This window comes from uncultured Campylobacter sp., from assembly GCF_937973075.1.
GTDB lineage: Bacteria > Campylobacterota > Campylobacteria > Campylobacterales > Campylobacteraceae > Campylobacter_B.
Genome location: NZ_CALBWL010000067.1, coordinates 41762 through 64388 on the forward strand (window position 1 = coordinate 41762; position 22627 = coordinate 64388).

Annotated in this window: 21 protein-coding genes; 8 read left to right on the plus strand and 13 right to left on the minus strand. The window is 48.1% G+C overall.

The genetic code is table 11. The annotated features are described in order from the left end of the window. Together serC and Q0274_RS09700 are read left to right on the plus strand one after the other, a co-directional pair. Window positions 1-1077 carry a 3-phosphoserine/phosphohydroxythreonine transaminase gene (gene serC, locus Q0274_RS09695; RefSeq protein WP_298029299.1) on the plus strand — a complete coding sequence of 359 codons (1077 nt, stop codon included), beginning with the start codon at window positions 1-3 and terminating at the stop codon, window positions 1075-1077. A gap of 435 nt (window positions 1078-1512) precedes the next feature. After that, on the plus strand, window positions 1513-1752 hold the full coding sequence (locus tag Q0274_RS09700; protein ID WP_298029301.1) for a DUF333 domain-containing protein: 240 nt from the start codon (window positions 1513-1515) through the stop codon (window positions 1750-1752). Between the two features lie 393 nt (window positions 1753-2145). Here Q0274_RS09700 and Q0274_RS09705 read toward each other — a convergent pair whose 3' ends face one another. From Q0274_RS09705 to Q0274_RS09740, 8 genes are all read right to left on the minus strand, one after another. Continuing rightward, window positions 2146-2358, minus strand: coding sequence for a sodium:solute symporter (locus Q0274_RS09705; protein WP_298029303.1), 213 nt, complete (start codon window positions 2356-2358; stop codon window positions 2146-2148). Between the two features lie 58 nt (window positions 2359-2416). After that, a complete protein-coding gene (locus Q0274_RS09710) occupies window positions 2417-2833 on the minus strand; it encodes a hypothetical protein (protein WP_298029305.1) in 417 nt (138 codons plus the stop codon). A gap of 640 nt (window positions 2834-3473) precedes the next feature. Beyond that, window positions 3474-3977, minus strand: coding sequence for a flavodoxin family protein (locus Q0274_RS09715; RefSeq protein WP_298029307.1), 504 nt, complete (start codon window positions 3975-3977; stop codon window positions 3474-3476). After that, entirely contained in the window at window positions 3974-5188 is a 1215-nt protein-coding gene (locus Q0274_RS09720; RefSeq protein ID WP_298029309.1) for a radical SAM protein, read from the minus strand. Before Q0274_RS09720 ends, Q0274_RS09715 begins: the two co-directional genes overlap by 4 nt. Further along, the gene (locus tag Q0274_RS09725) at window positions 5189-5971 is read right to left on the minus strand and encodes an ABC transporter substrate-binding protein (RefSeq protein WP_298029311.1); all 783 of its coding nucleotides are present in this window, start codon (window positions 5969-5971) and stop codon (window positions 5189-5191) included. Next, entirely contained in the window at window positions 5968-6741 is a 774-nt protein-coding gene (locus Q0274_RS09730) for an ABC transporter ATP-binding protein (protein WP_298029313.1), read from the minus strand. Before Q0274_RS09730 ends, Q0274_RS09725 begins: the two co-directional genes overlap by 4 nt. Beyond that, window positions 6738-7706: an iron ABC transporter permease gene (locus Q0274_RS09735; RefSeq protein ID WP_298029315.1), complete on the minus strand. Its 969-nt coding sequence runs from the start codon at window positions 7704-7706 to the stop codon at window positions 6738-6740. The genes Q0274_RS09730 and Q0274_RS09735 overlap by 4 nt, the downstream gene beginning before the upstream one ends. After that, a complete protein-coding gene (locus Q0274_RS09740) occupies window positions 7703-7891 on the minus strand; it encodes a hypothetical protein (RefSeq protein ID WP_298029317.1) in 189 nt (62 codons plus the stop codon). Before Q0274_RS09740 ends, Q0274_RS09735 begins: the two co-directional genes overlap by 4 nt. A gap of 372 nt (window positions 7892-8263) precedes the next feature. Between Q0274_RS09740 and Q0274_RS09745 the strand changes: the two genes are divergently transcribed. Together Q0274_RS09745 and kcuS are read left to right on the plus strand one after the other, a co-directional pair. Next, window positions 8264-10345, plus strand: a complete 2082-nt coding sequence (locus tag Q0274_RS09745) for a carbon starvation CstA family protein (protein WP_298029319.1) — start codon at window positions 8264-8266, stop codon at window positions 10343-10345. Beyond that, window positions 10332-10547 (plus strand): KCU-star family selenoprotein, encoded by a 216-nt coding sequence (gene kcuS / locus Q0274_RS09750; protein WP_297898049.1) that lies wholly within the window; start codon window positions 10332-10334, stop codon window positions 10545-10547. The genes Q0274_RS09745 and kcuS overlap by 14 nt, the downstream gene beginning before the upstream one ends. A 520-nt stretch (window positions 10548-11067) precedes the next feature. On the opposite strand, the gene Q0274_RS09755 is transcribed toward kcuS, so the two are convergent. The 5 genes from Q0274_RS09755 to Q0274_RS09775 all read right to left on the minus strand — a co-directional run bounded on the left by Q0274_RS09755 (window position 11068) and on the right by Q0274_RS09775 (window position 15224). Then, window positions 11068-12225: a hypothetical protein gene (locus Q0274_RS09755; RefSeq protein WP_298029321.1), complete on the minus strand. Its 1158-nt coding sequence runs from the start codon at window positions 12223-12225 to the stop codon at window positions 11068-11070. Between the two features lie 275 nt (window positions 12226-12500). Continuing rightward, the gene (locus Q0274_RS09760) at window positions 12501-12701 is read right to left on the minus strand and encodes a hypothetical protein (RefSeq protein WP_297882160.1); all 201 of its coding nucleotides are present in this window, start codon (window positions 12699-12701) and stop codon (window positions 12501-12503) included. A 119-nt stretch (window positions 12702-12820) separates the two neighbouring features. Next, entirely contained in the window at window positions 12821-13432 is a 612-nt protein-coding gene (locus Q0274_RS09765) for an NAD(P)H-dependent oxidoreductase (RefSeq protein ID WP_298029323.1), read from the minus strand. Between the two features lies 1 nt (window position 13433). Further along, a complete protein-coding gene (guaA, locus tag Q0274_RS09770) occupies window positions 13434-14969 on the minus strand; it encodes a glutamine-hydrolyzing GMP synthase (protein WP_298029325.1) in 1536 nt (511 codons plus the stop codon). 54 nt (window positions 14970-15023) lie between these two features. Continuing rightward, window positions 15024-15224 carry a hypothetical protein gene (locus Q0274_RS09775; protein ID WP_298029327.1) on the minus strand — a complete coding sequence of 67 codons (201 nt, stop codon included), beginning with the start codon at window positions 15222-15224 and terminating at the stop codon, window positions 15024-15026. Between the two features lie 27 nt (window positions 15225-15251). On the opposite strand from Q0274_RS09775, the gene Q0274_RS09780 reads away from it, so the two are divergent. The 4 genes from Q0274_RS09780 to Q0274_RS09795 all read left to right on the plus strand — a co-directional run bounded on the left by Q0274_RS09780 (window position 15252) and on the right by Q0274_RS09795 (window position 22559). After that, window positions 15252-15662 carry a hypothetical protein gene (locus Q0274_RS09780; RefSeq protein WP_298029329.1) on the plus strand — a complete coding sequence of 137 codons (411 nt, stop codon included), beginning with the start codon at window positions 15252-15254 and terminating at the stop codon, window positions 15660-15662. After that, window positions 15643-17445, plus strand: coding sequence for an excinuclease ABC subunit UvrC (gene uvrC / locus Q0274_RS09785; protein ID WP_298029331.1), 1803 nt, complete (start codon window positions 15643-15645; stop codon window positions 17443-17445). The genes Q0274_RS09780 and uvrC overlap by 20 nt, the downstream gene beginning before the upstream one ends. A gap of 165 nt (window positions 17446-17610) precedes the next feature. Further along, a complete protein-coding gene (locus tag Q0274_RS09790) occupies window positions 17611-22164 on the plus strand; it encodes an ATP-binding protein (protein WP_298029333.1) in 4554 nt (1517 codons plus the stop codon). Between the two features lie 14 nt (window positions 22165-22178). Next, window positions 22179-22559, plus strand: coding sequence for a response regulator (locus Q0274_RS09795; protein WP_005869488.1), 381 nt, complete (start codon window positions 22179-22181; stop codon window positions 22557-22559). The last annotated feature ends 68 nt before the right edge of the window (window positions 22560-22627 follow it).

Consider the following 22627-nt stretch of genomic DNA (forward strand, 5'->3'; position numbering starts at 1 on the left):
ATGGATAGAGTAATAAATTTTAGCGCAGGACCTAGCACCATCCCGCTGGGCGTGCTAAAGCAGGCGCAAGAGGAGCTGCTAAACTACGCGGGGCGCGGATTTTCGATAATGGAGATCTCGCACCGCACCAAAATTTTCGAGGAAGTCCTACATAGCGCGATGGACCGCGTGCGCGATCTTTACGGCTTTTCGGATGATTTTACGATTTTGTTTTTGCAAGGCGGTGCGAGCCTTCAGTTCGCGCAGGTGCCGATGAACCTATACGCAGGCGGCGTCGCAGAATACGCCAACACGGGCAACTGGACGAGCAAGGCGATCAAGGAAGCGGGCGTGCTCGGCATAAACTACCGCGTGGTCGCAAGCAGCGAGGATAGCAAATTCGACCGCATCCCCGAGGTTAAATTCTCTGACGACGCCGATTATGGCTACATCTGCTCGAACAACACGATCTACGGCACGCAGTATCCGCAGCTGCCGCAGTGTGCCTGCCCGCTCGTAGTCGATAGCTCGAGCGATCTGTTTTCGCGCCCCGTGGATCTTAGCAGCGTGGGGATGTTTTACGGCGGTATTCAGAAAAACGGCGGCCCCGCGGGCGTTACGATGGTGGCGATCCGCAAGGATCTGCTGGACCGCGCAGATCCCAAAACGCCGATGATCCTGCGCTACAAGACGCAGGCGGACGCGGACTCGATGAGCAACACCCCAAACACTTTCGGAATTTACATGCTAAATTTAATGCTCGGCTGGATCAAGGACGAAATCGGCGGGCTCGCGGCGATGCACGAGCGCAACAAGCGCAAAGCGACGCTACTTTATGGCGCGATCGATGCTAGCGGCGGTTTCTACCGCGGCCACGCGCAAAAGGATAGCCGCAGCCTGATGAACGTGAGCTTTAATATCGCAGATGCCGCGCTTGAGCCGGTTTTCGTCGCGCAGGCGGAGGCGGAGGGGATGATCGGGCTTAAAGGACACCGCGTTTTAGGCGGCATCCGCGCCTCGATCTACAACGCGATAAACTACGAGGACGTTGAAAAACTAGTCGCTTTTATGAGCGAGTTTGCGCGCAAAAACGGCTAGCGGGCGGTTAAATTTAGAGATTTGAACGCGGCTCGCGCTTATAGATGAGATTGTTTAGGATCCATGCCTGCCTTGCCGCTGAGCTGGTATTTGTCGCAGCCCTCGCTTTTATAGCCGGTATTTTACGGCAGAAATAGCTTTGATGCGGCTTGGATTTTGCCGCTAGAAATTTTATTGAAGACAAAATTTATGATGTTAAATTTTGCATTGGATGAAGTCTGATTGCTTTGATTTTGCAGCGGCGAGCGGACTTGGCGCTGCTGGGATTTATTAGGTGGGATTTAACATTTAAAACGCTATTATTGGTGTTTGAGGATGGAAGGCGGTTGGGCGGTTGATTTATGATTTATTTAGGCGCAGGTCGCTTAGCGCGTATCTAGCGCCTAAAATGCAAGCTTAACCCTAAAACGGGCAAAATTAAACGAAAGGATTTAAATGAGTTTTAAGAGATTTTTTGCAGTGGCGCTTGTGGTGGGTGCTTTCTCTTCGGTGGGCGCAGAGGCTAGCGCTGCGGGGGATTTTTGTATCAAAAACGGCGGCGAGCTGATCGTCCGCAAAGACGGCAACGGCGTGGATTACACCGTTTGTAAGCTGCCCGACGGCACTATGATCGACGCTGAAGAATTTTATAAAACAGGTGGCGATTTGAGCAAATTTAAGAGCGTAAATCGATAGAATTTTATTGCTTGCGAGATTTGCGGCAGCGAAATTCCATAAAATTCTGCGTCAAAATTCTACTTTAAAATTTAGATGAATTTCAACTAGCAAGCGTTGGCAAGAGTGAATTCTCGGGCACCACAAACGAAGTGATGGCAGCAGAGTAATGGAAAAAATTCAATTATCCAAACATCAACGATGTGTGGAGATTTTGCTCCAGTAAGGCGCTGAAAGCAGCGGCTACGCAAAGCAGAAATATTTTAAGCGATTTGACGCAACATAGGCAACTTGCTAGATTGCTTAATTAGGACGCAGATTTTTTGGATATGTGATAAGCGTTTGCGCTCATACTTGCTGAACTTAAATTTTAGCCGTTCGTGGATGTCGCTCGCTTCCTTTGCCTGCGTAAATTTAGCGCGTGAAAACCACGACCTCGCCGCGCTCAAACGTGATCTGCCGCCCAGCTAGATACAGCTCGAAGTAGGGCTTCAAAAAGTCCTCCTGCGGCCTTTGCGCGTAGTTTGGATACTGCAAGTACGCAGGTAGCAGGTAGTCGCAGTTGATCGAATAGTACGCCTCGCCGAGCACCCATAGCTTCGCATCGAGCTTAGGCGAATCTATCATCCACTCCGTGATCGCCTCATAGACGGCGCGCGCAAGCTTGTCTTTACTATGCGCGGAATCAAAACCCTTCCTGTACGCGAGCGGATTTTATCTGTTCAAGCATCTTTAAAAGCCCGCTCTTGCCTAGAAATTCTGCGAAAATTTTTAAATTTCGAACGTACGCTAAAGCTAGGCTCTTAAGCGCTTCGTCATCAAATTTCGGATCCTGTGGCGGGCAAAAATACCCGGGCGCCATGCCTCGACCAAACGCCTCTCGCGTCTGCTGCGCCGTGACTGCGTAGATCGGCATTATGCGCGCTTGCAGCGCTTCGCCGTTTTGCAGCGGCGCAAACACCGCTTCTGCGCCGACGCCGTCAGGCATGAAGCACTGAAAAAGCCCGTAAAGCTTATCCTGTAGATCTATCTCTTCGCAATATAAGCTTAAATCTAGCCCCGCAGCCTCGTTAATGCGACTAGCGTATTCGAAATTCGTCATTTTCGCCCTTTTAAATTTTGACCGTCAAAGCGTTTGGGTGGAATTTACCTAAATTTTACGCATTTGCCGAATTAAAATTTACACGCGATGAGACTTTTGTAGAATTTAAAATTTAGCGGTTCGGTTTGGGTTCAGTACTGCGACAAAGCGGCAGAGCGATTGGCGGCGGTAGGTGTCGCGTGACGGGGTGATGAGCGGCGATAGATAAGTTGTCGCGCGGCGACGGACGGCGGCACCTATGGCGCGTGACGATGGGCGACAGCCGACGATCACAGGCCACTTGCTCGCAGAAGCAGATTTTTCAAGTTCAGACCGTCGCAGGGCTACAGGCATGTATTGGATGACCGCAACGCTCGCAGGTCTCACTTGCTCGCAAAAGCTGGCTTGCGTTCAGAGCGCGCATTGCGGCGCAAGGTCGGCGGCATTGTTTGATCTGTTGTGCGTGAGATGAAATTTTATCGTTTAAATTCTAGAGCAAGATTTGCACCTGCAGCGGCAAATTTGCTTATAGGAATAAAATTTGTCGTTCAAATTTAGCAAAGATAAAATTTTAAATCGTATAAATCGCGGGAGGAGGCGGGTAATTATTTGATTTTTGTTCGCGCCGCGCAGTATTTAGGCGGCGCGACACGATTAAATTTTACTTTATCCCCGCAAATGCCGCCTTCGCATCCGCCAAATCCTTCTCGTCGGGGTGTTTCGCAGCCTCCGCCCAGCGCGCAAGTCGCTCGGGTGTGATAGGATGGGGCGAGTTGCCGCTAGAGGCCATTTTGCGCATCGTCTCAAGCAGATTCGGATCGATCGCGCCCTGGCAGGCAAACTCCCTTACGATCTCGTTGCCGTTTGCCTTAAGCCCCTCTTCAAAGGTATCCAGGCACTTGCGCGAATGTTCGCCGTCTGGCTCCGCGCCCAGCGTCATGAAAACGCCAAGCTTCTTGTCGTGAATTTTGCGTAAAAAGCGCGTAAATTTCGCCTCGGCCTCGCCCTTATCGACGTAAAAGCCCAAGGCTATAAAGTCGTAGTCATCGACCTCGCCTTCAAAGTCGCGGAAATTTAAGCTTTCGCAGCCTAGTTGTTCGGCGATCGCATCGCCTACCTTTTTCGTGTTGCCCGTTTGCGAGGTGTAAAGCACGATTTTTTTCATACAAAATCCTTTTTCATAATGTTTGCTATCTCTTCGTTGATGTTGTTGCCCCAAAAAATTCCGTCCAAGTTTAAGACCGATTTTTCATCCTTAAGCTCCAAAAGTCCCCAGCTTTGAAATTCTTTGAGCTTTTGCACTACTTCGTCGTAAATATTCGCGCTTAGGGCCTCTTTTAGCTCGTTTAAGCTTACGATCGGATACTGAAACAGATTGCTTAGCACGCCGTATTTTGCTTCGCGCTCATCGATTCGCGAGATCATCTTGTGTCCCGAAACGCCGTAAATTCCGAAGCCCGCTATGTGTCCGCCCGCGCCGTTGCCGATAGGCAGGATATCCGTGCCCTTGTGGCTTAGCTTGATGTAGCCGTAGTTGTCGCGCCCTTTTCGAGCAAGCTTGGTAAGCTCCAAAACCTCAAAATTCCCGCTTCCAAGCAGCGCCTCCGCGAAAGCGTGGTGTAGCTTCTTATCGGTCGGCAGATCGTAGTAGGAGGTGTCGATCTTTTTGGATAGCTCCGAGCCTTCAAAAAACATCAGCGAGTAAAAGCTGGCGCTATCAAGTCCGAGCTCATTTACGTAATTAGCGTCCGCGATCGCCTCCTCTACGCTTTCGTTGGGGAAGTTGTAGATGATGTCGCAGCAGAGCATGCCTTCAAATTTTTCTCTAAGCTCCTTTAGTCGCTCGATTGCGCGAGCGGGCTTATGCACGCGGTTTAGAAGCGCGCGCCCCTGCCTACTGAAGGTCTGCACGCCGATGCTAAAGCGGTTTACGCCGAAGCTTTGCAAGGCAAGCGCCTTTTGCAAGTCTAAATTATGCAGAGTGGTTTCTACGCTGATCTCGCAGTCGTCCGCGATCTTGAAATTTTTATGCAGCGCGCCTAGAACCTTTTCGAAGTGAGCTTCGCTAAATACGCTTGGCGTGCCGCCGCCGAAGTAGATGCTTTTGATCTTTTTGGTGTCGAAGTAGGGCATCTCGCCGTAGTCTTTGATCTGGCGGACCAAAAATTTAGCGTATTCGTCCAGCTCGTCGCCGAGTTTGGAGCGCATCATCGAACAAAACGAGCAGATATTATCGCAAAACGGCACGTGCAGATAGATCACGCAATCGCTGTCTTTCGCAGGCTGCTCCAGCGCGTCGAACAGCTCGTTTTCGCTTGCGGAAACGCTCTCGAAAAGTTTGGAGCGGTGGTGGGTTTTAATGCGTTCTTTAAACATCTATTTCGTTGCCTCCGCGTAAATTTCATCCACCGTCTCGCCGATCTGCGGGCTGCCCCGCAAGATGAGCGTCGGAGCTTTTAAAATTTTGCCCGATTTTACGGCTTTGGTATTTTTAAGGATCGGATTTGCCTTTAAAAAATCCTCCGTCTCGCCGCCCACGACGACGATTATATCGGGGTTTTGTTCTAAGATGTATTCGGCAGATACCGAAGGCGTGCTGCCTTTTAGGCCGTCTGCGATATTTTTGACGCCGAGGCGAGCGAAAATGTCGCCTATGAGGGTTTTGTCATTGAAAGCCATCGTAGCGTTTGAGCCGAAAAATAGCGCTACTTTTTTGCCGCGAAGAGCGGGTTTATTCTCAAAGACGCCGTCCATCTGCGCGCAAATTTTATCCGCCTCGCTCTCTTTTTTTACAATGGCTGCGACCTTCTTTACGTTTTGGCAGATGTCTGTGGTGGAGTTTGCATCCATCGCAAGGCTCTTAAGTCCCAGCTTTCGCAGATTCTCGCTAACGCCCGCGGAGTGAAAGCTCGTAATAACCAGATCGGGCTTGAGCTCGACGATCTTTTCGAGGTTAGGCTTTACGTAAGTGCCTACGCTGGGTAGTTTCGCGGTTTCAGCCTGTGGGCGGATCTTGCTCATCGAAGTGGTGGCGATCGCAGCGATCTGATCCTGCGCGCCTAAAGCGTAGATGATCTCGACTGCGGCGGGATCAAGTACGACTAGACCTTTGGCAAATACAAAGCTCGCCGAGAGCAAAGCTATAAGAATTTTTTTCATAATTTCTCCTTTTTGGGTAGTATAAACTTTACCCCGTTTTCTTCTACTATTAAGGCTTCAAAGCCGTAAATTTCTTTTATGATCTGCGGCGTAAAAAGCTCGCTCGCACTGCCGCGATATCTCACCGCACCGTCTCTTAGCATAAAAATTTCATCGCAAAACAGCGAGGCTAAATTTAGATCGTGCAGCACGATGACGCTCGTTAAATTTAAAGAGCGCGTCAGGTTTTCGCAGATGCTCATCGCCTCGATCGCGTAGTTCATATCTAGCGCGCCCGTGGGCTCATCGAGCAGTAAAATTTCAGGCTCGCTGACGAGTGCTCTAGCAAGCAGCACGCGCCCAAACTCCCCGCCGCTTAGCTCAAATGCGCTGCGATTTAAAAATTTTTTCACGTCCAAAAGCTCTGCCATTTGCTCCACTTTAGCGTGATCGCTCGCATCGTAGCCGCTAAAGGCGCTTTTTAATCGGCAAAATCTGCCCGCAAGCAAAATTTCTTTCACGCTAAGCGGCGCGGCGAGGGCTGTTTTTTGCGGCACGAAGCCGATGAGCGCCGCAAGCTCTTTAAGGCTATATTCGCTCGCTCTTTTGCCGTTAATTTCGATGATCCCGCTTGCGGGTTTTAAAATTTGCAAGATGTTTTTTAGCAAGGTGCTCTTGCCGCAGCCGTTAGGGCCCAAAATCCCGTAAAATTTACCCCGTTCTAAATTCAGACATACGTCTTGCAGGATCGCCCGCTTGCCGTAGCTGAAGTTTAGCGCCGAAATTTTCATGCATGCTTCCTAAACGCAAGGTATAGGAAAAATGGCGCGCCGAAAAACGAAGTCACCACGCCGATCGGAATTTCTACCGGCGATAGGGCGTTTTTAGCGATTACGTCGCAAAAAACCAAAAAAACTCCGCCGGTAAGCGCGCTAGCGGGGATCAGCACGGCGTTGCTAGATGTGCGAAGCGCCATACGCAAGGTATGCGGGATGATGAGCCCCACGAAGCCTATCATCCCCGTAAATGCGACCGAAAAGCCGATGATGAGCGAGGAGGCGATGAGTAGGCTCTTTTTGGACTTCTCGACATTGAGCCCCAGCGACTTCGCCTCCTCGTCGCCGTTTAAGATAATATTCAGCTCGTGACGCTTCGCGTAAAAATACGCCATGCAAAACAGCAGCGGCGGCAGCAAAAGCGCGATCTTCTGCCAGTTTGCGCCGCCTAGATAGCCCATCATCCACGCCGTAATCCTAAAGCTATCCTCTCCGATTAGATAGACCGCAAAGGAGGTAAATGCGCCTAAAAACGACGATACGGCGATACCTACGATCAGTAGCGTCGAGATCGAGCGGGTATGGGCTGCGAGCTTAAAGATCACGAGCGAAAGCCCGCTGGCGGCCAAAAACGCGAAAATTCCGTAAAAAACGTCGCTAAGCCCCAGCAGGTAAGCTATGACCGCGCCGAAAGTCGCTGCCGAGGCGATACCGATGATGTAGGGATCTGCAAGCGGGTTTAAAAACACGCTTTGCACCACCACTCCCGAAGTTGCCAGTAGCGCGCCTATTAAAATTCCAAGCACGAGGCGCGGCAGGCGCATTTGCGTTAGAATCAGCTCCTTGGTTTCGTCCAACTCGCCGAAGGTGAAAAATTTTACGATGTCGCCCAGCGAAATGCTCGCTCCGCCGCTACTTACGGCTACTAAAGCAAGCAATATAAAAGCTACGATTAGAAAGAGATAAAATTTAAAGCTCATAGCCCACCAGGCGAACTATACGCGCAGATTCCGTCGCGGCGGATATTTTTAAAATTTAAGTGGTGCCAGGAATTTATACGCGCGGAATTTATGAAATTCTCGCGGCTCGCATCGTCGTTTTTACGGCTTGCATAGCTTTTGATATGGGCGCGCAAAAATACATAGCCGCACACCTGATCCGGCATAAATTTCCTCCTAAAAGTATTCTCGATTTTTATTAAGAAATTAAAATCGTTATCATGGGATTTTATCGCTTGATTTCTTAAACCGCGATAAATTCCGTAATGGCTAAAAGCTGCGGAGTTAAATTTGGGCGATTAAATGTTAAAATTTCGCGCGACTCCAAGCCGTCTATTTAAATTTGAAATTCAAAATTTAGGCGCTAAATTTAAACACCGAAAGAGCTCTTTTTAATTTCGCGATTCAGCTTTAAATTATAAAAACGCCGATAAAATACGCACTAAATTTTATTTAACGAGTCTCGCTTTAAAGGCGCAAGCCGTTTTATTAAACGACGAATTGCGCCAAAGCCGCTCGCTAAGCTTTAAGGAGTGAGCATGAAATTTTGGCAAAAGATCCTTTGGGCGGCGGTCGCCGTCATAGGGGCGTGGTGTTTCGGCGTACTTGCGCTAAATAAGGGCGAGAGTATCAGCGCCGTCTGGCTCGTAGTGGCCAGCGCGTGCATCTATCTGATCGGATATACTTTCTACGGGCGCTTTATCGCGTATCGCGTCTTTGAGCTGGACGATCGCCGCGCGACTCCTGCGGTGATCCGAAACGACGGACGAGATTACGTCCCTACGAATAAATACGTCCTTTTTGGGCACCATTTCGCCGCTATCGCTGGCGCAGGACCGCTCGTAGGTCCTGTAGTGGCCGCACAGATGGGCTATCTGCCCGGCACTATTTGGCTTTTGGTAGGCGTCGTGCTCGCAGGCGCGGTGCATGATTTCATCGTGCTCGTGCTATCTACGCGGCGCGGCGGCAAGAGCCTCGGCGAGATGATCAAAGATGAGATGGGCAAGCTCACGGGCGGCATCGCGATGATCGGAATTTTTTTCATCATGCTGATCATCGTGGCGATTTTGGCGATGGTCGTCGTAAAGGCGCTCGCAAACTCGCCGTGGGGGCTTTTTACGATCGCGATGACGATACCGATCGCCATATTTATGGGAATTTACATGAGGTTTTTGCGCCCGGGCAAGGTCAGCGAGGCATCGATCATCGGCTTTGTTTTGCTGATGCTTGCGCTTTGGGGCGGGCATTACGTCTCGATCGATCCGTACTGGCACGACGTTTTTTCGCTGAAGGGCGAGACGCTCGCGCTTCTTACGATCGGCTACGGCTTTATCGCGGCGATCTTGCCCGTGTGGCTGCTGCTTGCGCCGCGCGATTATCTAAGCACCTTTCTTAAGCTTGGCGTCATCATCGGCATGGCGGTCGCGATAATCTTTGTCGCGCCCGAGCTTAAAATGCCCGCTACGACGAAATTTATCGACGGCACGGGTCCCGTTTTTGCAGGCCCGATATTTCCGTTTTTGTTTATCACGATCGCATGCGGCGCGATCTCGGGCTTTCACGCGCTGATCTCCAGCGGCACGACGCCGAAGATGCTCGAGCGCGAAACCCACGCTCTTTTCATCGGCTACGGCTCGATGCTTATGGAGAGCCTTGTGGGCATAATGGCGCTCGTAGCGGCGTGCATCCTAAGCCCGGGCGAATACTTCGCTATCAACTCGCCCGCCGCGGTACTGGGCAAAGACGCGGTAAGCGCCGCGGCGTACATAAATTCTATCGGATTTAGCATTACGCCCGAGCAGATCGGCGCTTTGGCTTCAAACGTCGGCGAAACCACGATGATGAGCCGCACGGGCGGCGCTCCTACCTTTGCGATGGGGCTAACGATGCTGCTGCATCAGATCATCGGCGGCAAGGAGCTGATGGCGTTTTGGTACCATTTCGCGATCTTGTTTGAGGCGCTGTTTATTCTGACCGCGGTCGATGCGGGCACGCGCACGGGGCGCTTTATGGTGCAAGAAATTTTAGGCAACGTTTATAAACCCTTTTCCGATACTAAAAATTTTCTCTACGGCATCATCGCGACGGTGATCTGCGTGGCGGGCTGGGGCTATCTGCTCTACAGCGGCGTTACCGATCCTATGGGCGGAATTTACACGCTGTGGCCGCTTTTCGGCGCGTCCAATCAGATGCTTGCGGGCATCGCGTTGCTGCTTGCGACGGTGGTGCTTTTTAAAATGGGCAAGCAAAAATACGCCTTCGTCACGATCGCTCCTGCGATTTGGGTGCTTATAACTACGCTTTATGCGGCGATCTTGAAGCTGATGCCAGCTAATGGCGAGCGCGTGCACGACGCGGTAAGCCATGTGGCTATCGCGCAAAATACCGCCGCCAAGCTCGTCGGCCTGAGCGATCCCGCCGCGATCGAAAAGGCGCAGGCTATCATCAGAAATAACGTCATCGACGCCGTGCTATGTGCTCTTTTCGTCGTCGTTACGATCATAGTCATCGTCCAAACGATAAGGATGTGCCTTAAAATTTCAAAGGGCGGCGCGAACGAGGGGTATTTCAAACTGGCAGAAAGCGAGCACGTAGATAGGGGCGTTTATGAAAAAGTTTAAATTTAATCCGCTCGCAGCCCCGAAGGCAGTGGCGAGGTTTTTGGCGCGCGCGGATGCCGCGCTTGCGCCGCTCATCGGGCTCGGCGATTACGAGGGCTATCTGCGCCATTTCAGAAGCGCTCATCCGGACGAAATCCCGCTAAGCAGGGCGGAATTTTTCCGCGCGATGCAAGATAGCAAGGCAAAAAACGTCAAGTGCTGATAGCGGCGAAAGGGCGCGGTCGCGCCGTACAAATCGCCGACCCGCGACGCTTTGCCGTCATATCACGGAATTTCGCCGTGGATTTGAAATTTTAAATTTGATAGGGTGCGGGCGCGCGAGTCATGAAATTTAGCCCGCTGCTAGGGATAAAATTTCGCGCGTACCTCTTTGAGATTGCGCTTTAAATTTGCTCGCACTTAGGGCGTTAAGATTTATCCTTGCCGTCGCGCCGTACTTATCGCTAGCCGCGACGCTTTGCAACGGTCTCGCCTGCATGTCGTAGAATTTTTAAACGGGTATTTCTGTGTCTTGGTAGAATTCTATATAAAATTTTTGCAAAATTTTTAACAAACCTGCCTTAATTAAAGGCGTGAAATCACTGCTGTAAATTTTAAATCAGGAATATGGACGTGCTTGGACCATGGCTTAGATCTCATAGCAGATTAAAATTTGCTCCGCATCCTCGTCGTAAGCGTTATCTACCAGTACTCGACATGTGCGGGTATGCGGCTGCGTATGCTCATCTTTTTCGACGCCGCCTTTGGGCGCTAAATTTTGCTCGGCAAATGCGCCCTTCTGCTTCGCTTCGTATTTTGTGCTCGCAGCCCGGCAAGAAGCAGCCGTAACGACGCCTAAAATTCTCGCGCCCTTTTTTAAATTTATGCGCCAACACGGACTTTGCCGCGAGGTATTGGACCTGCTCGCCGAGTTTAAATTTAAAGGGCTCGTCGCACTCAAATTTATCCATCGCTTCGCATCTGGATTTGCTCGTCTCGTTCCGTGTAAATTTATCCGAGCCGCTGCAATTAAATTCGTCCGCTTCGTCACATCTAAATTCCTCGGTTTTATCGTGCGCAAATTTGCCCGAGCCGTCGTGCTCGCCGTTCTCGAAGCCGCCCGCATCGCTACGCAGATCAAGAATCCTCAGCTCATTCGGCTCGTTTATAAAGTGCCCGTGCCAGCCGTCCGGTCCATCCGCCGCAAGCTCGAATCTATCGAAATCAAAGTCCAGCTTCACGCGGAATTTAACGTTAAAATTTGCGTCCGTAAAAACAAGCTCGTTAGCACCCTCTATTTCGCCGTTTTTGTCTGCTTTGCCCAAGCGAATGCAATATCCGCCGCTCGCGCGCTGCACCTGCGTCATAGGGCAAGCTTTAGCGATGATTTTAAGCTCGCAACCGCTCAAATTTAAGCGGTAAATTTGACCCGAGCGCGTAAAAATCAAGAAATTTAGCTCATCCTGCTTAAAAATCGCCGCACAACCCTTTAATCGCTTTCGCGTGCCCGTCTGCGTCTTAAAATCGTAGATAAAAAGCGTGTCGTCGGTCGCCGTAATAGCCTTTTTATCGCCGTCCTTGCTACTTAGCGCGATAAAGTTGCCGTATTTTAGCACGCCCTTTTTCTGCTTTGAGATGAGCGCGAGATCTGCGGCGTTAATTTTATAAATCGTGTCAATAAAGCCCAAAACTACGAGCGTGCGGCCGTCATCGTCAAAGGTCGCGGCGCGGGTAAAATCGCGGAAAGGCGCGCAGGCTAACTGCTCGCCGCTTGCAAGCGAAAATTTTCTAAGCTTCATCTGCTTTTGCTCGTCGTTATCGCCTACGTAAAATGCGCGATCGCCCTTAATTAGGACGTTTTGCTGATATCGCGAAGCCTGTTTTGAAGCCTGCTTTGCCATAAAATTTTCATCGGTCGCTCCTTTTGTCTGCGCGCAAAGAACACAGCGCGATTTATCGCTTTAATTTGCGCTAGCGGTTTTTCAGTGCGCGTGCTAATACTTGAATTATTGCTTTTAAATTTACGTTATTTGCGCGGCGCTCGGTATTGATCAAATCGGCATTTCAGCCATGCTTTGCGGGCAAATTTATCCGCGCAGCGTTTTGATCGGACTAGAAAGAAATTTAACCGCGCGCTGTTTGAGCGAAACCGCAAAATTAGCCTCGCAAATTTAGATCATTTTTTCGGTTTATTTTCTTTGATATAGTCCACGGCGATACGCTGGCAGGCGATTTTATCGTTCTTTTCGAGGCATAAAGTCTCCAGCTCCTCGCGGCTGAAATTTTTGTAATCTTTGATCGTCTTTTTGCCGCCGCCGCCCATCACGAAGTATATGAGAGCCGCTAAAATCGCCATCGCTGCGATTAATCTAAGCATAATTGCCTCCTAAATTTTATAAATTTTTGTACCGAGCGAGCTAATGTAGCGCGTATCTGTTTAAAATAAGCGGTCAAATTCTATGCCGCGCTGATTTTGCGGATAGCGCATTTTTAAATTTAGAGCAATTGCGATTGCTTCGGAAAGTATCTATCTAGCGTCTGAACCACCTGCTTTAGCCATACCTTTCGCTCAGCTTCGTCGCTATCCGCGACCACTCTAAACATCAGCCGCTCAAAGGTTTTCACGCCGCAAAAATCAAAAATGCAGCTTTTCCAAATTCTTTCCAGCGGATCGCCGAATATCTTGTTTTCTCTGGCCTCGGGGGTGTTGGAGGTGTTGAAAACTACGGCGGCTTTAGCCTTTAAAAGTCCTATCGGAAGCCCGCCGCCGTTATCGCCCGGCGCAAAATCGTAGGCTACTCTCTGCCTTAGCACACGGTCAATCCAGCCCTTGAGGATGGCGGGCGGCTCGCCCCACCAGTTCGGATGGACAATCACGATGCCGTGGGCGTTTGCTATGTCTTTTTGATGCGCCTTTAACAGCTCGTCGTCGCTTTCATCGCTCACGAGCTCAGCGCCGCTAAGGATCGGATTAAATTTCTCCTTATATAGATCATGAAATTTAACCTCGTAGCCGCTATTTTGCAGCTTTTCTACCGCTACGTTTGCAATAGCCGCATTTAGACTTCTTTCGTAAGGATGCGCTAAAATGATGCAGATTTGTTTCATCTTACTCCCACTCTATCGTTGCAGGCGGTTTGCTCGAGATGTCGTAAACTATGCGGTTAATGCCGTCTACTTCGTTTATGATGCGGCGTGAGATGTTTTCTAAAAGCTCGTACGGCAGGCGCGAAAAGCTAGCCGTCATTCCGTCACTAGCGTCCACTACGCGTATGCACACGGCGTTTTCGTAGGTGCGGTTATCGCCCATGACGCCTACTGAGTGCACGTTTAGCAGCACGCAAAACGCCTGCCACGTTTTGTTGTACCAGCCGCTTGATTTTAGCTCGTCGCGTAGGATCACGTCGGCTTTGCGCAGCAGCTCGAGACTCGGCGTATTTACCTCGCCCATTATGCGGATCGCAAGGCCCGGACCCGGGAACGGATGGCGGAAAACGACTTCGCGCGAAAGGCCTAGTTCGAGTCCCAGCTGGCGCACCTCGTCTTTAAAAATTTCGCGCAGAGGCTCGATCAGTTCAAATTTCATATCTTTAGGCAGTCCGCCTACGTTGTGATGGCTTTTGATCGTCTTGCTTGAGCCTGCGACCGAGCTTTCGATGATATCGGTGTAGAGCGTGCCTTGGGCTAGAAATTTTACATTTTTGTATTTTGCCGCTTCTTTGCTGAAAACCTCAATGAAGGTCGCGCCGATGATTTTGCGTTTTTGCTCCGGATCGACCACCCCTTTTAGCCTACTTAAAAACAGCTCGCTAGCATCGATCACGTCTAAGCTCACGCCGAGTTTGAGCCTGAACATCTCCTCCACCGCCTTGCGCTCGCCAGTGCGGAGTAGTCCGCTATCAACGAAAACCGCTATCAGGCTCTGCGGCACCGCATGCGCCAAAAGCGCCGCTACGACCGAGCTATCCACGCCGCCACTTACCGCGCAAAGCACTTTGGCGCTGCCTACGCGCTCTTTTATTTTGATCATCTGCTCTTTGGCAAAGCTGCCCATATTCCAAGTGCTGGTTATTCCACAGATCTCTTTAGCAAAATTTTTTAAAATTCTATCGCCAAACTCGCTGTGGCAGACCTCGGGATGAAACTGCAGCGCATAAATTTTACGAATCTCGTCGCCAAATACGCACCACTCACTTTCATCCGAGCTTGCCATCACCTCAAAGCCCTCCGGCAGGCTCTCGACCTTGTCCGAGTGGCTCATCCAAACGATCGAGTTATCCTCCACGCCGCCAAATAGCTTGCTAGCGCGAAGCAGCTTTAAAGAAGCCTTGCCATACTCTTTTTTACCCGCAGGCACGACGCTGGCGCCAAATTTATGCGCGATGAGCTGCATACCGTAGCAGATACCTAAAATTGGAATTCCAAGCTCAAAAATTCTATCGTCGCAAAAATACGCATCCTTGGCGTAAACGCTAGCGGGTCCGCCGCTTAAAATAATGCCTTTTGGGTTTTTTGCTTTTATCTTATCGATCGGTGCGTCGTATGCGATCAGCTCGGTGTAAACGCCTTGTTCGCGCAAGCGCCTAGCGATCAGCTGTGTGTATTGAGAGCCGAAGTCTAGCACTAAAATGTCTGCCGTTTGCATGAAATTCCTTTGTAAAAATTTTTAAAAGTATAACAAAGCAAAGCTAAAAGTAGGCTATTTATCGCGTAAAATTCTAACGCTGCCTTTCGTGTCGTTTGTATTGTTGCCATCCGCGGCGGATGCCTTTGCGTTCGCGGTTTGCTCATCCGCATCCGAGTAAAAAGGCGGTGCTTTATATCCGCAGCCGCTAAGCAAAACTAAGATAAAAAATGCTAAAATCCGTCTATGGAAAATGCAAGAGAAATAATCGCTCATATCAGAAAAGATCCTTTATATGCCAAGATGCGAGAAAGAGGCGAGTTTTTAGCGATTTTGCCGCTTAGTTGGCAAAGGCTGATCGCTTTCATCTACGTCAAAGATGGCATTTTGATGATAGCCGCGAAGCACCCGGCTGGGCTTTGCGAACTAAAACGCGATAGTAATATAAATTTAATAAAAGACGTATTAAAGCGCTTCGTAGCCGCTAGAGAGACGGCGGAGCTTTGCAGCGTGCGCGATATAAAATTTTTCGTCGCAGATAGAGTAATGAGCAGAAGAAGGGCGCAAATTTATAAAGCTCATTTGCGCCGGGATGGCGAAGCTTTATCTTTGGAGCGCGCAAAGGGGGAGTTTAAAAACAAAATCCAAGATCCGCAAATTTATAAAATTTTTGAAGAGATAAGAGGGCTGATCCTTGCTAATAGAGGAGATTAAGAGCCTGCCTGCTAGCCCCGGCGTGTATCAGTACTTCGATGCCGCGGGCAAACTACTATACGTCGGCAAGGCAAAAATTTTAAAAAATCGCGTCAAAAGCTACTTTTCTTTCACACCCGCTCTCGCGCCGAGCCCGCGCTTAAGCGCGCGCATCGCCAAGATGATAAGCGAGGCTGTGCATTTAGAATACATCGTAACTCCTAGCGAGAGCGACGCGCTGATACTAGAAAACTCTTTCATCAAGCAGCTTAAGCCAAAATACAACATCCTACTGCGCGACGATAAGACCTATCCATATATCTACGTAAATTTAGACGACGATTTCCCGCGCTTTGAGATCACGCGAAAGATCATAAAGGGCAGAAACATCAGATACTTCGGCCCCTATTTTCACGGCGCGAAGGAAATTTTACAGACGCTTTACATGCAGTTTCCGCTCGTACAGAAGAAAAATTGCGTCAAAGGCAAAAAGGCCTGTTTGTTCCACCAGATCGGGCGCTGCGCCGCTCCGTGCGAGGATAAAATTTCAAAGCAAGATTACGCACGTATCGTACAGAGCGCGCTTGCGGCTCTGAAAAATCCGCAAAAGATGATGCCGCAGCTTCAGGATCGGATGGCACGGCTCGCGCAGAGCGAAAATTTCGAAGAAGCCGCGCAGATCCGCGATACGATCGAAATTTTAAAGCAGATGAACATAAAGGTTGAGGTCGATCTGGCAAAGCTCGATGATTTCGAGGTCTTTGCGATTGCCGCACGCGACGGGCTCGTCTGCGCCGTGCATTTTAGCATACGCGAGGGTAAAATTTCAGCCTCAAGCTCGCATATAATCAACTGCAAAGCCCCGAGCGCCGATGATATCGCAAACGCCTACAAGCAGATGATCTTAAGCGCCTTCCCGGCCGCGGCTCCCGTGGCGTGCGCTAAAATTTACGTTTACGACGAGTTTGACGATACGGATCTGGTATGCGAAATTTTATCCAAGCGGCACGAAAGAGCCTTTAAAATTTACGCACCGAAAATCGGCGAAAAGCGTAAAATTTGCGAGATCGCATACCAAAACTGCGAGATCAATATCAAAAAGCATCTAAAAACGCACGATTATGCATTTTTGCAGGAGCTGAAGGATTATTTTGATCTTACGAATTTGCCCGTAAATATCGAAGTTTTCGACAATTCGCATATGTTCGGCGCCGCAGCCGTGGGGGCTATGATAAGCTTTCAAGACGGCGAGTTTAACAAGCAAAACTACCGCCACAAACACCTTAGATCAAATAACGACTACGATCAGATGCGCGAGTATCTAACTAGCCGCGCGCTTAAATTTGACGAGCTTGCAGCGCCCGATCTGTGGCTCATCGACGGCGGAACGGCTCTGCTAAACTTAGCGGAGGAAATAATCTGTAGCGTCGGAGCAAACGTCGATATAATCGCCATTTCTAAAGAAAAGATCGACGCTAAAGCTCACCGTGCAAAGGGAGCTGCGAAAGATAAAATTTGCACGAAGGGCGGGATTTTTTCGCTGCCAACGGATGATAAAAAGTTGCAGTTTTTTCAGCGCCTACGCGATGAGGCGCACCGCTTTGCGATCTCGTTTCACCAAAAGAGCAAACGCAAACTCGATCTGCAAAGCTCAAAGCTGCTAAGCTTGGGCGTTAGCAAGGGTAGCCTGAAGAAGCTTTTGGACTTTTACGGCGATTTTGAGAGCATTTATGCGGCGAGCTTTGATGAGATCAGATCGCTTACGAATATCCAAACCGCCGAAAAAATTTTAAACAATCATTAACGAAAACCTAACGCAAAAAGCTATATTTAAAGATTTGTTTAGTAAAATCACCCATTAACTTTGCAGGACGGCTAAATCGTCTCCGCCTAGCGTGACGGAAGCGACTTCGTTTCTCCGGTTGAATAAAATTTAACGTCGCGTAAGCTGCGCTTTGAAGGATTTTGTATGAATTTAAATACTACAAGTGCTTTGAGACTTGTTAGCGGTATCCCGTTACTTTTGATTTTCGCGTTTGCATCATATTTCTTGTTTATCTCTTTGCAGGATTACGCCAGGGTGGGAATTTTGCAGCAGCAAATTGCTAAAAATAGTAATCTCGCGGCGTTGGTAGAGCAGGTAGATAAAGAGCGCGGTATCACTTCGGCGTTTTTGGGTAGTGAGGGAAATCCCGGTATGGGAACCCTTTTATCGGGTCAACGCAAAAAAACCGACGACGCGCTTGCAAAGTACAAAGAAAGCAAAAATATCAGCGAAAATGTCGTAAAAAAGACTATTTTTGATATTTTCGCTTACGGCACCGGTAATGACGAGCTTTTGGCTGCCGAGACCGATATAGACGGTTTATTAGATAAACTTCCGCAGGTAAGAAGGGATGTCGATGCTCAAAGCAAAAGCTTCGGTGAGCTTTTCAGCTCATATTTTCAAAAATTCGATGATGATGTAAAAACAATCCAACGAGTGCTAAGAGAGGGTCTTGTAAGCTCAAATATTACCGTTTGGACGGTTTCGTTGCTTAATACTTATGAGGCGATGGATGCCACCGCATCGGAGCGTGACTATATTATCGAATACATCATCGGTAGCAAGGCGATGAATCAGGCGCAGCTAAGGACTTGGGCTAGCTTCAACTTATCTAGTTCGCTTCCTAATTACTACTTCTTGCCGGAATCGGATGCTAGAGCCGCGATTTTAAAAATTCTAGACGGAGAGGAATTTCAAAACGCATTAAGAGAGACTGCTAAAATTTCAGCCACATTGCAGCAAGAAGCGGATGAGGGACACTATAGCGTACCTTTTCAAGAGTGGTTTGCTTCTACTACACTTAAATATAAAAAGTTAAGCGAAATTTCTGAAAAGATCAATGCTGAGCTTGCGACGCATGCCGATACTTACCTAGCGCAAAGGCTAAGAAACCTATTTATCGCTCTTGGTATATGGGTTTTAGCGGCTATTTTGGTCGTTTTTGCCTTGGGTATTACTAGGCGTTTAAGACAGAACGTTACCGATCTCGGCAACGTGCTTAGCCGAATCGGCGATTTGACGAATCAGCACGAGCATATCGACGTTAGGACTAGTGAGGGTGTTAACAAGGCGTATTCGCTTATCGAGGATGCGCTTGATCTGATTGCGTATCAAAAGGGCGCTGCGGAGGATGCCAACAAGGCAAAATCGATCTTTTTGGCCAATATGTCGCACGAGATCAGGACGCCGCTTAACGGCATCATCGGCTTTACGGAGCTTCTTAAAAATACCGATTTGGATGAGGAGAAGCGCGATTACGTTGATACCATCGAAAAATCGTCCGAAAATCTTCTAACGATCATTAATAACATTTTGGATGTATCCAAGATCGAGAGCAATAAGGTCGAGCTTGAGGATATCTTATTTAATCCTATCCAAGATTTCGAAAGCGCGGTTGAAATTTACGTCGCAAAGGCCGCCGAAAAGAATATCGACATCTTGCTCTACATCGATCCTACACTAGTGCATCATCTATACGGCGATATTACGAAGATCAAAGAGGTTCTTATCAACCTCATGTCAAATGCGGTCAAATTTACGCCTGAGCACGGCACTATCGTAGTTGAAATTTTAAGAGAGCCTAGCAAAGCTCCTGGAGAGGCGATCGTAACGTTTAGCGTAGAAGATACCGGCATTGGAATTTCTGAAGATAAGCTCGCAAATGTATTTAACGCCTTCTCTCAGGCCGACTCTACGATCACACGCAAATACGGCGGAACAGGTCTTGGACTTACGATTTCGTCGAAATACGTAGCGATGATGGGCGGTAAGCTTCAGGTTAAATCTACCGTAGGAAAGGGTACTAGATTTTACTTCACCCTTGCTTTTAAAGAGACACAAAAAACTGATGCGGACGCAGTATTTGAAAGTATCAAAGGACTAAATTTTGCGCTTTTAGCCGATAGCGCCGATACGATGTATAATGATATCGTTAAAAACTACATCAGCAAGCTAGGTGGTAAAATTTCGATATTTAATACGAACGCGCAGTTCCGCTCAGCGCAAAATAATAACAAATATGATGCTCTTATCACTAGATTTAAGAATTACGGCGAGGTTAGCGATATATTGAGTATGCCTACGATCTTAACTCTTAAGCCAAAAGAGCTTCAAAGTATTAGCATTTCAAATTCTAAAATTTTTACCCTCACAGAGCCTTTTAACTTAACTAAATTCGTTAAGACGCTAGATAAAATTTCAAAATCCGGAATTGCTCTAAGCAGATCGGATTTTGCTCCACAGACGCATGAGATTAAGCTGGATGCTGAGGTGGAAAAGCCTATCGTCGCTGATGAAATGATTATGGAAGAACCGGTAGTAAAAGAAAGACCTATCATCAATAAGCTCGATGAATTACGACATGCTACTACTTCGTCGGCAGACGAGCTACGCGCTATCTTGCAAAGCAGAAGGCGTACGCATGATGCCGAGGCTCATTCTGCGCATAAAGAGGAGGCTGTTAGTAAGCCTAGTATTGCTCAAGAGCTCAAAAAAGAAGCTCCTGAAGCAGAAGAACCGGTCATTAAGCCTATAGATATCGAGCCTATGAGTGATATTAAGATTGAAAAGATAGAGCCTGAATCGCCAAAGATCGATATAGATATTCCTGAAATAGTAATCCCGCACGCAGAAAAGCCAAAAGTAGAGCCTTCAAGCACAAAGGATACCCAGACCGATATCGATGAGCCTATATCTTTGGAAATTCCTGATGATTTTGTAGGGCTCAAAACACATGCGGCGCAGACCCAGGCCCCTAAAGCCGAAACTCCTAGCATTGATCTTTCCGATATCGAAATAGAGCTTCCTAAGATTGAGAAAGAGGAAGAAGAAGTAAAGGCTGAGCCTGCAAAAATAGAAATTCCAAAGGCTAAGGTTGAGACGCCTAAGGCTGAGATTGAAATTCCTGATATAGATATCGATCTTTCGGATATCAAACCGAGCGCCAAGGTGCAAGAGCCTGCCAAAAAGGTTGAAATTCCAAGCGTAGAAGAAGAAATTCCTGTGGCCGTTAAAACTGAGCCTGAAATTCATATCGCTAAAGCTTCGAAGCCTGATACTTCAAGTGTTTCTGCTCATGAAGATGAAATTTCAAGTGTTAAACTTTCAGAACCTGAAATTCCAACTGAAAATACAATAGAACCGGAACCTATCGCTGTTGAGCCAGAGCCGGTAGCAATTGAGCCTGAACTAAAACCTATCGAGCCAAAACTTGAAGAGGTTAAACAGGAGTCTTCAAATATCGAGTCTGAACCGGTAACACCAGTAGTAGAACCAGCGGCTCAAAATATTCCTGCCGAAGAGCCGAGTATTGAGCCGGAGCCTGTAGATATTCCAAAGACAGAGCCTGCTACCCAAAACGTCCATGTCGAAGAGCCCGAGATCGAGCCTGTTAGCGTAAAAGTCGAACCGGTAGTGATCCCGCAGCCCGGGGAAGAGGAGATGGTCGAGGTGCCCGTTACCGTGTACGAAGACGAGCAGCAGGAAGAAACCATTATGGTTGAAGAGGATGTCGAAGTCGAAGAAGAGGTTGAAGTGCCGGTAGAGAGAAATCCTGCCGATGAAAATGTACCTTTGGTCAATAGAAAATATAACGCCAAAATCCTTATTGCGGAGGATAATGAGATCAATCAAAAGCTTATGAAGCATACGTTAAATAGCTTTAATATGAATTTGACGATAGTCGAAAACGGACTTTTGGCACTGGAAGCCAGAAAAGCCAATAACGACTATGATCTCATATTTATGGATATTTCGATGCCTGTTATGGACGGTATCGAATCTACAAAGCAGATCAAGCAATACGAACACGAGAATAATCTTCGCCACATCCCGATCGTGGCTGTTACCGCTAATGCGCTAAAGGGCGATAGAGAGAAATTTATGGCGGCGGGGCTTGACGAATACTGCACCAAGCCGATCAAAAAGGATATATTAGCCCAAATGCTAGATAATTTTATCGGTGATAAACGATCTGATGCAGCGCCAGCCGGTGGAACTACAAAGAAGCTGGTTAAAAAGCTTGTCAAACGCCAAGTGCCTAAGACGGTCATTAAAACTGTCAAAGTGCCAAAGACGATAATGAAGCTAGTTCCTAAAAAAAGCATAGTTTCCGATGATGTAGTGAAAGCTAAGGGTGCGCGTGTGCCGACAAAAGATATACTTATATGCAAGGCAAATATTATGGAAAGTAAAATTTTTGCCAGTATATTAAAACATCAGTATAAAGACGTAGAAATTGCGGGCAATTTCGACCAGCTTATTTCTATGGCGGCTACGGGTAGTTATAAGCTTGTTTTGATTGATAAAAAGCTAGCGGGGCTAGACTTAGCGGCGTTAGAGAGCTTACGCCGAAAAGCGTCTGCGACCAAGCTAGTTCTGTTTTCTAACGACAACGATGAAAATCCACTATTTAGCGAAGTCGCTAGTTACAATATCACCAAGTCGGGTCTTGAGAAACTCGCACAAAAATATATATAAGGATGAGGTCTTAAATGAGAGATTTGAAAGTTTTAACGGTTGATGACGACGCTATAAATTTAAAGCTACTTGAAGTTATGCTAAAAAAATATGGCAAATTCCAAACCATACTCCAAGCCAAAAACGGCTTGGACGCCCTTGCCGTACTCGAAGTTCAGCCCGTTGATTTGATTTTATTAGATATCGTAATGCCTGTGATGAATGGGCTGGAATTTTTAGATAATCTTCACGCTAGAGAAAGTATAGCTCATATCCCCGTCATCGTCCTTACGACGGACGAGACCGCTAAACGAGAGGCTTTAAATAAGGGTGCTTATGACTTTATGACAAAGCCCATCAACGACAAAGATCTTCACAAAAAACTAGACGATGTTATGAATATTATCGGCGATTAAATTGCCGATTTTGTCCTCGTAGCTCAGTAGGATAGAGCGCAAAATTCCTAATTTTGAGGCCACAGGTT

Excerpts from the sequence above, each read along its gene's own strand:
- Q0274_RS09720 (WP_298029309.1), bottom strand. The coding sequence starts at position 5,188 with ATGTTTAAAGAACGCATTAAAACCCACCACCGCTCCAAACTTTTCGAG.
- Q0274_RS09710 (WP_298029305.1), bottom strand. The coding sequence starts at position 2,833 with ATGACGAATTTCGAATACGCTAGTCGCATTAACGAGGCTGCGGGGCTA.
- guaA (WP_298029325.1), bottom strand. The coding sequence starts at position 14,969 with ATGCAAACGGCAGACATTTTAGTGCTAGACTTCGGCTCTCAATACACA.
- Q0274_RS09790 (WP_298029333.1), top strand. The coding sequence starts at position 17,611 with ATGAATTTAAATACTACAAGTGCTTTGAGACTTGTTAGCGGTATCCCG.
- Q0274_RS09780 (WP_298029329.1), top strand. The coding sequence starts at position 15,252 with ATGCGAGAAAGAGGCGAGTTTTTAGCGATTTTGCCGCTTAGTTGGCAA.
- Q0274_RS09765 (WP_298029323.1), bottom strand. The coding sequence starts at position 13,432 with ATGAAACAAATCTGCATCATTTTAGCGCATCCTTACGAAAGAAGTCTA.
- Q0274_RS09745 (WP_298029319.1), top strand. The coding sequence starts at position 8,264 with ATGAAATTTTGGCAAAAGATCCTTTGGGCGGCGGTCGCCGTCATAGGG.
- Q0274_RS09755 (WP_298029321.1), bottom strand. The coding sequence starts at position 12,225 with ATGGCAAAGCAGGCTTCAAAACAGGCTTCGCGATATCAGCAAAACGTC.
- Q0274_RS09760 (WP_297882160.1), bottom strand. The coding sequence starts at position 12,701 with ATGCTTAGATTAATCGCAGCGATGGCGATTTTAGCGGCTCTCATATAC.
- Q0274_RS09730 (WP_298029313.1), bottom strand. The coding sequence starts at position 6,741 with ATGAAAATTTCGGCGCTAAACTTCAGCTACGGCAAGCGGGCGATCCTG.
- kcuS (WP_297898049.1), top strand. The coding sequence starts at position 10,332 with ATGAAAAAGTTTAAATTTAATCCGCTCGCAGCCCCGAAGGCAGTGGCG.
- Q0274_RS09735 (WP_298029315.1), bottom strand. The coding sequence starts at position 7,706 with ATGAGCTTTAAATTTTATCTCTTTCTAATCGTAGCTTTTATATTGCTT.
- Q0274_RS09775 (WP_298029327.1), bottom strand. The coding sequence starts at position 15,224 with ATGAGCGATTATTTCTCTTGCATTTTCCATAGACGGATTTTAGCATTT.
- serC (WP_298029299.1), top strand. The coding sequence starts at position 1 with ATGGATAGAGTAATAAATTTTAGCGCAGGACCTAGCACCATCCCGCTG.
- Q0274_RS09705 (WP_298029303.1), bottom strand. The coding sequence starts at position 2,358 with ATGATAGATTCGCCTAAGCTCGATGCGAAGCTATGGGTGCTCGGCGAG.
- Q0274_RS09715 (WP_298029307.1), bottom strand. The coding sequence starts at position 3,977 with ATGAAAAAAATCGTGCTTTACACCTCGCAAACGGGCAACACGAAAAAG.
- Q0274_RS09725 (WP_298029311.1), bottom strand. The coding sequence starts at position 5,971 with ATGAAAAAAATTCTTATAGCTTTGCTCTCGGCGAGCTTTGTATTTGCC.
- Q0274_RS09700 (WP_298029301.1), top strand. The coding sequence starts at position 1,513 with ATGAGTTTTAAGAGATTTTTTGCAGTGGCGCTTGTGGTGGGTGCTTTC.
- Q0274_RS09795 (WP_005869488.1), top strand. The coding sequence starts at position 22,179 with ATGAGAGATTTGAAAGTTTTAACGGTTGATGACGACGCTATAAATTTA.
- Q0274_RS09740 (WP_298029317.1), bottom strand. The coding sequence starts at position 7,891 with ATGCCGGATCAGGTGTGCGGCTATGTATTTTTGCGCGCCCATATCAAA.